Source organism: Pararhizobium sp. A13 (genome assembly GCF_040126305.1).
Taxonomy (GTDB): Bacteria; Pseudomonadota; Alphaproteobacteria; order Rhizobiales; family Rhizobiaceae; genus Pararhizobium.
Map to the genome: position 1 here is coordinate 1,294,345 of NZ_CP149510.1, position 11,763 is coordinate 1,306,107.

Annotated in this window: 12 protein-coding genes, 1 tRNA gene and 2 pseudogenes; 7 read left to right on the plus strand and 8 right to left on the minus strand. The window is 61.3% G+C overall.

The features are described from left to right. Positions 1-7: 7 nt before the first annotated feature. From WI754_RS06190 to WI754_RS06200, 3 genes are read left to right on the plus strand one after another with little or no spacing between them, the layout of a single operon-like run. Positions 8-760: an ABC transporter permease gene (locus tag WI754_RS06190; RefSeq protein WP_349437738.1), complete on the plus strand. Its 753-nt coding sequence runs from the start codon at positions 8-10 to the stop codon at positions 758-760. Between the two features lie 59 nt (positions 761-819). Continuing rightward, a complete protein-coding gene (gene alr, locus WI754_RS06195) occupies positions 820-1,917 on the plus strand; it encodes an alanine racemase (RefSeq protein WP_349437740.1) in 1,098 nt (365 codons plus the stop codon). A 31-nt stretch (positions 1,918-1,948) separates the two neighbouring features. Then, positions 1,949-2,788 (plus strand): transporter substrate-binding domain-containing protein, encoded by an 840-nt coding sequence (locus WI754_RS06200; RefSeq protein ID WP_349436817.1) that lies wholly within the window; start codon positions 1,949-1,951, stop codon positions 2,786-2,788. A 45-nt stretch (positions 2,789-2,833) separates the two neighbouring features. Here the strand turns inward: WI754_RS06200 and WI754_RS06205 are convergent. From WI754_RS06205 to WI754_RS06220, 4 genes and pseudogenes are all read right to left on the minus strand, one after another. Beyond that, positions 2,834-3,025: pseudogene (locus WI754_RS06205) on the minus strand (IS3 family transposase); the annotation flags it as partial. Between the two features lie 173 nt (positions 3,026-3,198). Continuing rightward, a complete protein-coding gene (locus tag WI754_RS06210; RefSeq protein ID WP_349436818.1) occupies positions 3,199-3,561 on the minus strand; it encodes a hypothetical protein in 363 nt (120 codons plus the stop codon). Positions 3,562-3,646: 85 nt separating this feature from the next. Continuing rightward, positions 3,647-3,733: transfer RNA gene (locus tag WI754_RS06215), tRNA-Leu, on the minus strand. 143 nt (positions 3,734-3,876) lie between these two features. Then, on the minus strand, positions 3,877-5,304 hold the full coding sequence (locus WI754_RS06220) for a phosphomannomutase (protein WP_349436819.1): 1,428 nt from the start codon (positions 5,302-5,304) through the stop codon (positions 3,877-3,879). Positions 5,305-5,520: 216 nt separating this feature from the next. Between WI754_RS06220 and WI754_RS06225 the strand changes: the two genes are divergently transcribed. The 3 genes and pseudogenes from WI754_RS06225 to WI754_RS06235 all read left to right on the plus strand — a co-directional run bounded on the left by WI754_RS06225 (position 5,521) and on the right by WI754_RS06235 (position 6,611). Further along, positions 5,521-5,943 carry a BA14K family protein gene (locus tag WI754_RS06225; RefSeq protein WP_349436820.1) on the plus strand — a complete coding sequence of 141 codons (423 nt, stop codon included), beginning with the start codon at positions 5,521-5,523 and terminating at the stop codon, positions 5,941-5,943. Then, positions 5,903-6,124 (plus strand): annotated as a pseudogene (locus tag WI754_RS06230) (reverse transcriptase domain-containing protein); the annotation flags it as partial. The gene WI754_RS06225 and the pseudogene WI754_RS06230, both read left to right, overlap by 41 nt. Positions 6,125-6,248: 124 nt before the next feature. Next, the gene (locus WI754_RS06235; RefSeq protein ID WP_349436821.1) at positions 6,249-6,611 is read left to right on the plus strand and encodes a group II intron maturase-specific domain-containing protein; all 363 of its coding nucleotides are present in this window, start codon (positions 6,249-6,251) and stop codon (positions 6,609-6,611) included. 96 nt (positions 6,612-6,707) lie between these two features. On the opposite strand, the gene WI754_RS06240 is transcribed toward WI754_RS06235, so the two are convergent. Together WI754_RS06240 and WI754_RS06245 are read right to left on the minus strand one after the other, a co-directional pair. Continuing rightward, positions 6,708-7,145, minus strand: a complete 438-nt coding sequence (locus tag WI754_RS06240; RefSeq protein ID WP_349436822.1) for a YqaA family protein — start codon at positions 7,143-7,145, stop codon at positions 6,708-6,710. A 4-nt stretch (positions 7,146-7,149) separates the two neighbouring features. Beyond that, on the minus strand, positions 7,150-7,431 hold the full coding sequence (locus WI754_RS06245) for a SelT/SelW/SelH family protein (protein WP_037125835.1): 282 nt from the start codon (positions 7,429-7,431) through the stop codon (positions 7,150-7,152). A gap of 188 nt (positions 7,432-7,619) precedes the next feature. Between WI754_RS06245 and WI754_RS06250 the strand changes: the two genes are divergently transcribed. Then, positions 7,620-8,069 (plus strand): DoxX family protein, encoded by a 450-nt coding sequence (locus WI754_RS06250; RefSeq protein WP_349436823.1) that lies wholly within the window; start codon positions 7,620-7,622, stop codon positions 8,067-8,069. Positions 8,070-8,254: 185 nt separating this feature from the next. On the opposite strand, the gene infB is transcribed toward WI754_RS06250, so the two are convergent. Continuing rightward, entirely contained in the window at positions 8,255-10,945 is a 2,691-nt protein-coding gene (gene infB / locus WI754_RS06255; protein WP_349436824.1) for a translation initiation factor IF-2, read from the minus strand. A 105-nt stretch (positions 10,946-11,050) separates the two neighbouring features. Next, the gene (locus WI754_RS06260) at positions 11,051-11,737 is read right to left on the minus strand and encodes an RNA-binding protein (protein WP_349436825.1); all 687 of its coding nucleotides are present in this window, start codon (positions 11,735-11,737) and stop codon (positions 11,051-11,053) included. Between the last annotated feature and the right edge of the window lie 26 nt (positions 11,738-11,763).

Below are 11,763 nucleotides of genomic sequence, written 5' to 3' on the forward strand. Positions count from 1 at the left end.
ACTGGTTATGAACTGGTATCTGATTGTCGACGTTCTCCCGCTTCTGCTGGACGGGGCACTCCTCACTGCGCAATTGGCTATCGCTTCCATTGCGCTCGGCTTTTTTATGGCGTTGCCGCTCGCGCTGCTGCGAGCGTCCTCGTCACCTTGGCTCTCTCAGCCCGCTCTCCTTTACACTTTCGCGTTTCGCGGAACGCCCCTGCTCGTGCAGCTTTTCCTGATCTACTACGGCGCCGGCCAGATTGAATGGGTGCGGTCAAGCTTTGCATGGAGCATTCTGAAGGAACCTTACTGGTGCGCCGTCATCGCGTTTTCTCTCAACAACGCTGCCTACACAACTGAGATCTTGCGCGGGGGCATCCGCGCCGTTCCCTCCGGCGAAGTCGAGGCAGCGAAAGCCCTTGGCATGTCGTATGCGCTGCGGACACGACGCGTCGTCCTGCCTGTCGCGTTTCGGCTCTCCCTTCCGGCCTATGGCAACGAAGTGGTCTTGATGCTGAAGGCCAGTTCTCTCGCGAGCACCATCACCCTCATGGAACTGACCGGCACCGCTCGCAAGATCGTGGCGCAGACCTTTTCACCTTACGAGGTCTTCGTTTCTGCGGCCCTCATCTATCTCGGCTTCACCTTTCTGATCGTGCACGTGTTTGCCCGCCTGGAACGGCGTATGACAATACACAAGCGCCGAACTCAAGCTGTGAACGACAATGACGTGCAAGCAAGTTCCGTAGAGCTTCCAGTGCGGCAGGTGGCGCGGTGACAACCGTTCTCATTTCGTCATCTGAAACGCGCGCTCCAAGGTTCAGCTGTGCCGCGACAATGCGCGGGAGCTGGTACGAGATCGATCTAGACGCAATTCGGCACAACTATCGACAGCTTCGGGGCCATCTCCCTCCGAAGGTGAAAGTATATGCTTGCTTGAAACGGAATGGATATGGCTGCGGTGCTGGTGCGGTCGCTGACGTTTTGACCAGAGAAGGCGTCGACGGTTTCGCGGTTGCTTCGTTGCTCGATGCCGTCGCAATCCGGGATGTGGGCGTAAGGCTTCCAATTCTCCTCTATCCCGGCGCGCTGCCCGCAGCAGCGCCTACGGTAGAGGCGCTCGATCTCACCGTCAGTGTGTCAAGCGCTGACGAGTTGGACCTTTGGCGTGCCGCTATGAAGAAGACGCGTGTGTTCATCAAGGTCGATCTCGGCTTCTTTCGCGCGGGCGCCACGCCGCTGGAGGCAGGTAGGCTTCTTTTGGTAGCGAATACGCACGCTGATGTGCAGGTGGAGGGTATCTACGCCCACATGAGCGAGCTGCCGACGTCAATGCCATCTGATGCGTCAGACCAACTCGCTCGCATGCATGCAGTTTTACAGCATGCGCAATCGCTCGGTGTTAGAGCGGCGATTGCCATGATGTCGAGCACCGAAGGGGTGCTGAACCACCCAGAGATGGACCTCGATGCGGTAGATCCGGGGGCTCTATTCGTTGGTCTTCCAGAGTCCGATAAGCTGGCTCGTCCGGTAAAGCTGCGGCATGCCCTGAAAGCAATCTCAACCAGCTTGGTCGCGGTAAAGCGTCTTGACGCGTCACTCGGCCCCGTCCCCGACATTCCCGGCTTCAAAGCCGGCATGATCCTCGGAGTGCTTGGCATGGGGTGGGGGGATGGCTTTCCGCGGCACGTTCCAACCGGCGCCGAAGCCATCGTTGGAGGAAAGCGAGTCCGGCTGCTGCCTCCGGCCCATTTGGAGCACCTACGCATTGATCTCACTGCAGTGCCAGAGGCTCGCTTTGGCGACCAAGTCGTACTGCTGGGCCGCCAAGGCGACCAGATCATCACCCACGAGGAAATTGCATGCCTTTGGGGCACCGACATGGTCGGCCTTTATGGCCAGCTACGGGATCATATCCCGAGAATTTACACATGAAACAAAATATAAACTCAAGAGAGGAACTCTGATGAACACGTTCAAAATGGCACTGCATGTCATGCTCGCCGTTATAATTGTCAGCCAGGCCCATGCGGAAGACAGCAAGACGGTCAAGATCGCGACGGAAGGGGCATTTCCGCCCTGGAGCGCGGTCGATACATATGGAAAACCAGTCGGATTTGACATTGATGTCGGCACCGCGCTCTGCGAGCGCGCGAAACTCAAATGCGAGTTTATTACACAGGCATGGGACGGGATTATCCCGGCCCTGAACGTGGGCAAATACGATGCGATCATGGCTGGCATGTCGATCACAGAGAAAAGAAAGCAGGTCATCGCCTTCTCAGAACCCTATGCGCTGACATCCAATTATTTCGTCGTTAGCAAACCGCTTGATCTGCCCGCTATGGATAACAGTGTGAAGATCAATCTCTCTACCGATACGCAGGGCGGGAGGAGCGCTTTGCAGGCCCTGAAGAAAAATCTGGAGGGGAAGGTGATTGGTGTGCAGGGATCGACAAACGCTGAAGCGTTCGTTCGGGAGTACTTCGGCGGTTCAGTCGAAATCCGCACCTATGATAAGCAGGACAATCTCAATCTTGATCTGGTTTCGGGCCGTATCGATGGCGGGTTGGCAGACTATTCCGTTTGGAAAGTGTTTCTGGAGTCGAAGGACGGTGCCGCCGCGGTGCTCTACGGCCCGCGCATTTCGGGCGGTGTATTTGGTCCCGGTGTAGGTATCGGTTTACAAAAACGGGACAAGGAACTCGCTGGTAGGTTCAATGATGCAATTAAGGCGATATCTAAAGATGGCACGTTAAAAGAAATAAGCCTCAAGTGGTTTGGGGCGGACCTGGTTTCGCAATAATGCAGAGTGTGAAGGCCTGAAACCTTTCTTGAGCCACCCATCTGGGTATTCCGAACGAGGCCGGATGCACGAACTGTCATTCAGCCAGAGCCGACCGCGCTTGGGTTGCTTTTGTGGAACTTTCAGCCCTCACGCCGCCATATCCGCTCGACCCGTTTGACGTGACGATCCAGCCTGCCTGGCGCAGCGTCGCCGTGATACGGCGATAGCATATCGGCCATACTGGAGAGCGAGTGCCGTATGCCAGGCAGAGCCCGATCGGCAAGCAAAGTGAACTCGCGCAGGTGTCCGGTCGCCAACATGCTACGAAATGCGTCCATGCGCCTCATGAGGCGAAAGCGAACGATGTATATCCAAGGACATGACCCAGATTGGCGTTTGCGACCAAGTGATCAAAGTATGTGTAGGCGTCATCTTGCCCATGACCGAAATCCGCAGGCGTTGGCAAGGGAACCAATTCGCAGCTCCACAGGCGTGCCGGCGTCTCGCTCACGTCCATGGCGTGCTGCCGGGCGCACTGCGGAGAAGTATTGCTCAACATAGGTCACCGCCTCGGCCTGCCTGATTCGTGCCTGTGAGGGGTCTGCGGTGCCGAGCGAGAAGCGGATACTTTGGGTGCTGGCCGTAACGCGAAATGCAACCGTTCCCTTGCCGAGCGGGATGACCAGCGTGCGGCCCACCATCCGGTCCTTTATGTCGGACGGGATACGTTTCACAAAGCGGGGAATGAAAGAGCCTTTAGACACCACGGGGCGAACCAATTGAAAGCGCACGTTACACACCCTTGTTACAAGGTATCTAATGCGCAATCTCTTGGAAAGGCTTAACATATTGATCTGGCTAAGATCAAAAATGGAATGGTGCCCAGAAGAGGACTCGAACCTCCACACCCTTGCGAGTACCAGCACCTGAAGCTGGCGCGTCTACCAATTCCGCCATCTGGGCGACGGACCGGCATGTAAGGGGCTCACGCTTTGGTGTCAACAGGGTTTTTGAAGTTTTCTTGAAAACCCTGCGGGAAAGTCAAACAAAGGCTTGGATTACAAGGACTTTCGACTGAAGTGAATTCCCATGCCGGATAACCTGCATCACTTCTGTTGCCGGGCGAAAGCGCGGATGCGGTCGAGGCCCTGTTCGAGCAGCGCCTGCGCCTGCTCGGCGGTTTCCGCCTCGACATAGCAGCGCATCTCCGGCGCATTGCCGGACGGACGGAAGTGGATGACGCGGCCGTCCGTGAGCGTGACCCGCAGTCCATCGATGTCGCTGATGCTGTCCGGCGTGCCGATCGGCTCAAGGAATTGCACGAGATTGTCTTTGCCGGCGCGCAGAAAGGCCATCAGCGCGGCACTTGTCTCAAGCGGAAAATTCTCGATCCGGTCGCTCAATGCCACCGGCAGGGCGTAATCCGCGGCGAGCGCCGAGAGCGGCTTGCCTGCGCGCGCGGCCCGGGAGAGCACGGCCAGCACCGGCAGGAAGCTGTCGCGCGTCGGCAGCGCCTTGAGCAGGGTGCCGTTGAGCGTGAAATCCGTGGCAGTCAGCGTGCCGCCATTGGCCTCGAAACCGGCGACGCCCGTCTGTGCTTGGCGTACGGCCTCCAGCATGCCGGCGATGACGAAGGGCGAGCCGACGCGGGTGCGCAGGATGGAAATACCCGGCTGGCGCTCAAGGCCAGAATTGGAGGTGATGGGCGTGACGGCAACCGTCGCGCCGACGAACTGCGCGGCGATCAATCCCAGCAGGTCGCCGCGCAGCGGCAGGCCTGTTTCATCGCTGACGAGCGGGCGGTCGCCGTCGCCGTCGGCGGAAACGATGGCATCCAGTCCATGCTCGGCAGCCCAGGCCTTGAGCAGGTCGATCGTTGCGGAAGAGACGGCTTCGGTATCAACCGGGATGAAGGTCTCGGAGCGGCCGAGTGGCACGACCTCGGCGCCATAATGGGAGAGGACATCGACAAAGAGGTCGCGGGCGACCGTGCTGTGCTGGTAGACGCCGACCTTCAGGCCGGAGAGCGCTCCGGCGGGCAGGATTGCAGTATTGCGGGCAAGGAAGAGGGCTTTTGCCTCCTCCGAATGGTCCTCCGCCCCGCCTGGCGTGGCATCGACCGGGGACGCCTGTAGTTTGGCGGCCTCGGCGCTGATTGCCTCTTCGTCGCTCTTGGCGATCTCGCCGTCGGGCCGATAGAACTTGATGCCGTTGCGGTCGGCGGGGATATGCGAGCCGGTGATCATCAGCCCGGCCGCGCCCTTTTCAAGGCCGTAAAGCGCCAGCGCCGGCGTCGGCACCGTGCCGCAATCAAGCACCGTCAGGCCGGCACGCGAGAGCGCACCGGCGCAGATGGCGGAGATAGACGGGCTCGAGTCGCGAAAATCCCGGCCGAGAAGGATCGGATCGCCGGGTCTCGCCTGGCCGGACGAGAGGAGGTAGCGTGCAAACGCGGTTGCGTAGATGGCCGCGGGAGGGCCGTTCAGATCGATGGAGAGGCCGCGCAGGCCGCTGGTTCCGAATTTCAAGCTCAATCTATTCTCCGTCGGGTTGACAGGATTTTGATAACGGGGCGAGTGACTTACAGGAAATATTGGGGCATTCTACCACTTGGAAGGGGTTGGACGCCAAAAGATGCTGAATTTGCAGTCGGACAATGGGCGAAACACGAATAAAATAAGAACAATGCCCGTTATATGAAACAGGGACACCAACCGAAGCAAACCCTTTTGGGAGAAATGAGGAGACAAATGGCGGGATTTCGGAATTTCGTTATTGGCTGCGCGGTGAGCGTCGCGTCCATCATGACACCTGTGGCTTCTGCGCAAGCGATTCCGCTTGCCGTTCCGGATGTAAAGATCAATCAACCGACGGAAGTGCAATACTACCGTCGTGACTATGGCGGCTCGTATCGTGACTACCGGCCTTATTATGGCGACCGCCGCTATTATCGGCCCTATTACGGCTACCGGCCGTACCGGCCTTACTACCGGCGTCCCAATGTCGACATCTATGTCACCCCGCGGCCGTATTACCGCGATCGCTACGTCCGTCGTGGTTATAGCGGCCATGTGAACTGGTGCCTGCAGCGGTATCGCTCCTACAATCCGGCAACCGACCGGTTCCTGAGCTATGGCGGCGTCTACAGGATCTGCTATTCGCCCTATCGCTGAGAGCACTCTCGTCCGATCGACGGCGGGGTTCTCCCCGCCGTTTTTGTTGTGCGCCCAGCCCAAGCGGATCAGGGGCACGCCGCAAGGCGGGCCGCTGTCGCCGCTTCTGGCCAACCTGCTGCTGGATGAGGTGGACAAGGAACTTGAACGGGGGGCCTGCGTCTGCCGCTATGCCGACGACTGCAATGTCTATGTGCGGTCGCAGCGGGCGGGTGAACGGGTGATGGCTCTGCTGCGGCGCCTTTATGGCCGACTTCACCTGACGGGGGGTGGTCAAACGAGGTGTCGCCGACAGGGCAATAAAGGTGTTCAAGAATCGCATCCGCGAGCTGACGTCGCGCGTGACGGGACGGTCCTTGCAGGCCGTGGTCGAACGGCTGGGCGTCTTCGTGCGCGGATGGAAAGCCGACTTCAGGCTGGCGCAAACACCTGGGGTCTGGCGAAAGCTGGACAAGGGGATGCGTCACCACCTGAGGGCCATCCAGCTCAAGCAACGGAAGATAAGCAGGACGATCTTCCGGGAACTGATGGCGAGGGGAGCAAAAGCCGATGTGGCGCTGCAGGTGGCGGGAAACTCCCGTCGCTGGTGGCGCAACAGCGCCAAGCTCCTCAACTCCATCCTCGCGATCAAATGGGCCGACCAGCTCGGAATGCCCAGACTCGCTTGACCTCAATCCCTCGAACCGCCCGGTGCGGACCCGCATGCCGGGTGGTGTGGCAGGGGTGCGATCACATACGATCGCCCCCTATGCCGATTGCGAGAGTCAGCCGGCTACGGCGTCCCAGAGCCAGAGCAGCACGGCGTAGCGCGCCGCCTTGCCGATCGTCACATAGGCGAGAAAAACGGCAAAGGGCGTTCGCAAGAGCCCGGCCGCCAGCGTCAGCGGGTCGCCGATCACCGGCAGCCATGAGAACAGCAGGACCGGCCGGCCGTAGCGGCCGAACAGCGCCTCGGCCTTCCGCCGGTTCGCCGGGCTGACGGGAAACCAGCGGCGATGTTCGAAGCGCAGGAGCGTACGCCCGAGCGCGAAGTTGACCACGGCGCCGAGCACATTGCCCGCGGTCGCCGCAAGGAAGAGATCGAAGGGCCGGGCGTCCGGCTGTGTGGCCGCAACAACCAGCGCCGCCTCGGACACGCCGATCAGCAAGGTCGCGGACAGGAAGGCGGCACTGAAGACGCCGAAAAGAAGGCCTGCCGTCAAAACGTCAGGTCCGGTCCGTATGACCAAGGTCGCGCTCCGGTTCGATCACGTCGCGCACACGCTGTTTCAACTCCTTCGGTCCCGGAAAGCCGCCGTCGCGCTTGCGCTCCCAGATCAGCGTCTGATCGACATGGATTTCGAAATTGCCGCCGGTGCCGGGAACGAGCGCCACCTCGCCGAGGCTGTCGCCGAAGGTGGAGAGCAGTTCCTGCGCCATCCAGGCGGCGCGCAGCAGCCAGTTGCATTGGGTGCAGTAGAGAATGGTGATGCGCGGCTTTTCGCTCATGTCGGTGTCCGTAACGAGTGCAGAGGCCGCAACTTAGCCGCCGGCAGCTTAGGCCGCAATCGCGCGAGATCAAGAACACCTCACGAAATTGTCAACTCAATTTATCATGTTTTCAGGCGGCGCCCCTTGATCGTCGCAATTTCCGCAGCAAGACAGTGTTGCGTTGCGAAAATTCATGAGGAGTCAACATGACTGACATTTCATCCACCCGGCCGCCAGCCATGCTGCCCGCCCTGCAGCGGTTCTACCTGCCACTCGATACGACGGCGGAAACGCTGCTGCGCGTTGTTGCGGGCGTCCTTCTCGTCACCCATGGCTACGGCAAGATCATCAATCCCTTCGGCGCCGTCGGCATGGTCGAAGGCCTCGGCTTCTATCCCGGCGTCTTCTGGTCGCCGCTCCTGTCGGCCACCGAATTCTTCGGCGGCATCCTGGTCGCGATCGGCCTGTTCACCCGGCCCGCATCCTTCGCGGCGATGATCGTGCTGCTGGTCACGGTCTATTTCCACGGCATCGTGACGGGCGAGGGTCTCGCCGGCGCTGAAAAATCGATTCTCTGGGCCGCGATCTTCTTCTTCTTCGCGATCCGCGGATCGAATGCCCAATCCGTCGACGCCAGGATCGGCAAGCAGATCTGAGCTTTTTGTCTGCTTGAAACAGACCGAAGAACCCGGAAGGCAGCGTTGCCTCCTTCCGGGTTTTTCTTTGCCAATGTTCGGTACGGCAAGGGCCCGACGATCAAGTTTCGCCGGCTGACGTCTCTGGAACGCAAAATGGCGGCCGTAGCCGCCATTCCACAATCTCGATTAAAACCCTATGTCGCTTACAGCGTGCGGGTGATGTGCTCGACGCGGAAGCACTCGATCGTGTCGCCGGCGCGGATGTCTTCGTAGTTCTCGAAGGCCATGCCGCATTCCTGGCCCATCGGCACTTCGGAGACCTCGTCCTTGAAGCGCTTGAGCGTCTTGAGCTTGCCTTCGTGGATGACGACGTTGTCGCGAACCAGGCGAACACCTGCGCCACGCTCGACCTTGCCTTCGATGACGCGGCAACCGGCGACCTTGCCGACCTTGGTTATGTTGAACACCTCCAGGATCTCGGCGTTGCCGAGGAAGGTCTCGCGGCGCTCCGGCGAAAGCAGGCCAGACATCGCCGCCTTCACGTCATCCACCAGATCGTAGATGATGTTGTAGTAGCGGATTTCGATACCGGCGCGTTCTGCCGCCGTGCGGGCCTGTGCATTGGCGCGGACGTTGAAGCCGATGATCGCGGCATTCGAGGCTTCCGCCAGCGAGATGTCGGATTCGGTGATGCCGCCGGCGCCCGAATGGACGATGCGCGCCCGAACCTCGTCAGTTCCCAGCTTGTCGAGGGCACCGGCAATGGCTTCGATCGAGCCCTGCACGTCGCCCTTGATGACCAGCGGGAACTCCTTGAGCCCCGTGTTCTGCATCGTCATCATCATCTGCTCGAGCGAGCCGCGCTGGCCGGATGCACGGGCAACCGCCTTGTCGCGGGCGAGGCGCTGACGATATTCGGAGATTTCGCGGGCACGGCTCTCGTTCTCGACGACGGCGAACTTGTCGCCCGCCTGTGGCGTGCCGGAGAGACCGAGAACTTCGACCGGAGTTGCCGGACCGGCGGACTTCACATGCTCGCCCTTGTCGTTGACAAGCGCTCGCACGCGGCCCCACTGGTCGCCGGCGACGATGATCTGGCCGGGGGTCAGCGTACCCTTCTGGACGAGAACGGTGGCAACCGAGCCCCGGCCGCGGTCGAGCTGTGCTTCCACAACAGTGCCTTCGGCGGTCCGGTTCGGATTGGCGCGAAGATCGAGGATTTCCGCCTGAAGCAGGATGGCTTCAAGCAGCTTGTCGAGGTTCTTGCGCGTCTTGGCCGAAACCTCGACGTCGAGAACCTCACCGCCCATGGATTCGACGAAGACTTCGTGCTGCAGCAGCTGCTGGCGCACCTTGTCCGGGTTTGCCTCGTGCTTGTCGATCTTGTTGATCGCCACGATGATCGGCACACCGGCCGCCTTGGCGTGGTTGATCGATTCGATCGTCTGCGGCATGACGCTGTCGTCGGCCGCAACCACCAGAACGGCAATGTCGGTTGCCTGCGCACCGCGGGCACGCATCGCGGTGAACGCGGCGTGGCCGGGGGTGTCGATGAAGGTGATCTTGTTGCCGTTCTGCTCCACCTGATAGGCGCCGATATGCTGGGTGATGCCACCGGCTTCACCTGATACGACGTTCGCATGGCGGATGGCGTCGAGCAGCGAGGTCTTGCCGTGGTCGACGTGACCCATGATGGTGACGATCGGCGGACGCGGCAGCATTTCGCCATCGTCGGACGCATCGAAGATGCCTTCTTCTACGTCGGATTCCGAAACGCGCTTGACGGTATGGCCGAATTCGCTGGCGATGAGTTCGGCAAGGTCGGCGTCGATGACGTCACCCGGCTTCATCATCTGGCCTTCCTTCATCAGGTACTTGATCACGTCGACGGCCCGTTCGGACATACGCTGCGACAGTTCCTGAATGGTGATGGTTTCCGGCAAAATCACTTCGCGCATCACCTTTTCGCGGGTTTCCTGCATCTGGCTGCGGCGGAACTTCTCCTGACGGCGGCGCATGGCAGCCATCGAGCGACCGCGCGGATTGCCTTCGTCGTCGAGAGCAGCCGTCAGCGTCAGTTTGCCCTTGCGGCGTTCTTCCTCCGTCTTCGGACGGGCAGGGGCCTTGGCAGGCTCAGGACGAACCACCTTGCCACGCACCGGTGCGGCGGCGCCGCGGTTCGGGCGGGCATCGTCGTCTTCGGCTTCCGGCTTGCGGGCGCGCAGGCCGACCGGCGGCGTAACCGCCGGCGTTGTCGCAGGCTTGACGGCCTGGGCGCGTGCCCGGTCTTCCGCCCTGCGGGCTTCGACGGCGGCAGCTTCCGCTTCAGCGGCCTTCGCCGCCTCGGCTGCGACCTTGTCGGCTTCGCGTTCGGCCGGCGTACGTGCAGCTTCTTCCGCGGCGCGGCGGGCTGCTTCTTCCTGCTGCTGCTTCAGAAGGGCGGCTTCCTCGGCCTGGCGGCGTGCCTCTTCGGCAGCACGACGCTTGGCGTCTTCCGCGTCGCGGAGTTGAGCTTCAGCCAGCGCACGGCGCCGTGCATCGATCTCGCCGGCGGAGAGCTGGTTGAGGACCACGCCGACGCGCGGACGGTTGTTGTCCGGCTGGCGATTGTCCTGACGCAGCTGCTGGCCCTGAGGGACAGGGCGCGACGGCTGCTGCACCGGAGCCGGGCGCTGCTCTGCGACCCGCGCCACGGGGGCAGGTGCTGTGATCGGGACAACCGGCTTTTCGTCTTCCGGCCGATGGGGTCGCCGCTTGCGCGTCTCGACCACGACCGCCTTCGTCCGGCCGCGACCCATGTCCTGCCGAACAGTTCCCTGACTGACCCCGGAGGGCTTCAGGGTCAGCGTCTTCTTGGCTCCGCCGAATGTCTTGTCGTCGTTGTTGTCGGTCATTCCGTTCCGTTTCCTAAGATCAGGGCCGGATGCGTATCACCAGACCCCGTCGTTCGATTTCATATCTACAATCGCAGTTTGGCCGGCCTTCGCCGGTGACCCGCGTCATTGTGTCGGCAAGCCAGTGTCGGCGCCGACGGCTCGGACCGGGACGGTTCCCCGGTACCTTTCGAGCATGTTTGCGCGCTTCACTACACCCTCACCCGCCTGCCCTGCAAGCGCGCAAGCATGGATAAAAGCATTCTGGCCCAAAAGCCCTCCCATTTCCGCCTCGGTGAAGAAGCGGAAGGAGGGTATTTCCTGTCCGTCATCGGCGACAAAGCTCATCGCCTTGCGCGCCTGGTCGATCTTGCGCACGCCGTCGGCGGCCGCATCGACCGCGTGGAATGTGGCGAGCGCCGCCATGCCGCGCACCGCCTGCTCCACCTTCGAGGCGCCGCTGATAAACTGGCCCGCCTTGCGCGCCATGTTCATCATGCCGGCCAGCTGCATCGACAACAGCCGGTCCACCTCGTCGGCGAGCTCCGGCCCGGCCGTCACATCGGCCTTCTTCAGGCCGCGGGCAAACAGCTTCCTGGCGATTGCCTTTTCAAGCACGGCCCGTTCGGCGCTGACCCAGCAGCCGCGGCCCGGCAGCTGTTTCTTCAGGTCGGGCACTACTCGGCCATCGGGGCCAGCGACAAAGCGGATCAGCGTTTCCGGCGTTCCGCTCTGCCGTGTCACGATGCACATGCGGCCGTTCACTGCTTCACCTTCGATGTCCCCGGCGAGGTCCTTGTCTTCAAGCAGCATCAGCGGCCCGGATCACGATCAGCGAC

What these genes read in the sequence shown, in the direction of transcription:
- WI754_RS06245 (WP_037125835.1), bottom strand. Translation starts at nt 7,431, where the DNA reads ATGAGCGAAAAGCCGCGCATCACCATTCTCTACTGCACCCAATGCAAC.
- WI754_RS06200 (WP_349436817.1), top strand. Translation starts at nt 1,949, where the DNA reads ATGAACACGTTCAAAATGGCACTGCATGTCATGCTCGCCGTTATAATT.
- infB (WP_349436824.1), bottom strand. Translation starts at nt 10,945, where the DNA reads ATGACCGACAACAACGACGACAAGACATTCGGCGGAGCCAAGAAGACG.
- WI754_RS06190 (WP_349437738.1), top strand. Translation starts at nt 8, where the DNA reads ATGAACTGGTATCTGATTGTCGACGTTCTCCCGCTTCTGCTGGACGGG.
- alr (WP_349437740.1), top strand. Translation starts at nt 820, where the DNA reads ATGCGCGGGAGCTGGTACGAGATCGATCTAGACGCAATTCGGCACAAC.
- WI754_RS06250 (WP_349436823.1), top strand. Translation starts at nt 7,620, where the DNA reads ATGACTGACATTTCATCCACCCGGCCGCCAGCCATGCTGCCCGCCCTG.
- WI754_RS06225 (WP_349436820.1), top strand. Translation starts at nt 5,521, where the DNA reads ATGGCGGGATTTCGGAATTTCGTTATTGGCTGCGCGGTGAGCGTCGCG.
- WI754_RS06260 (WP_349436825.1), bottom strand. Translation starts at nt 11,737, where the DNA reads ATGCTGCTTGAAGACAAGGACCTCGCCGGGGACATCGAAGGTGAAGCA.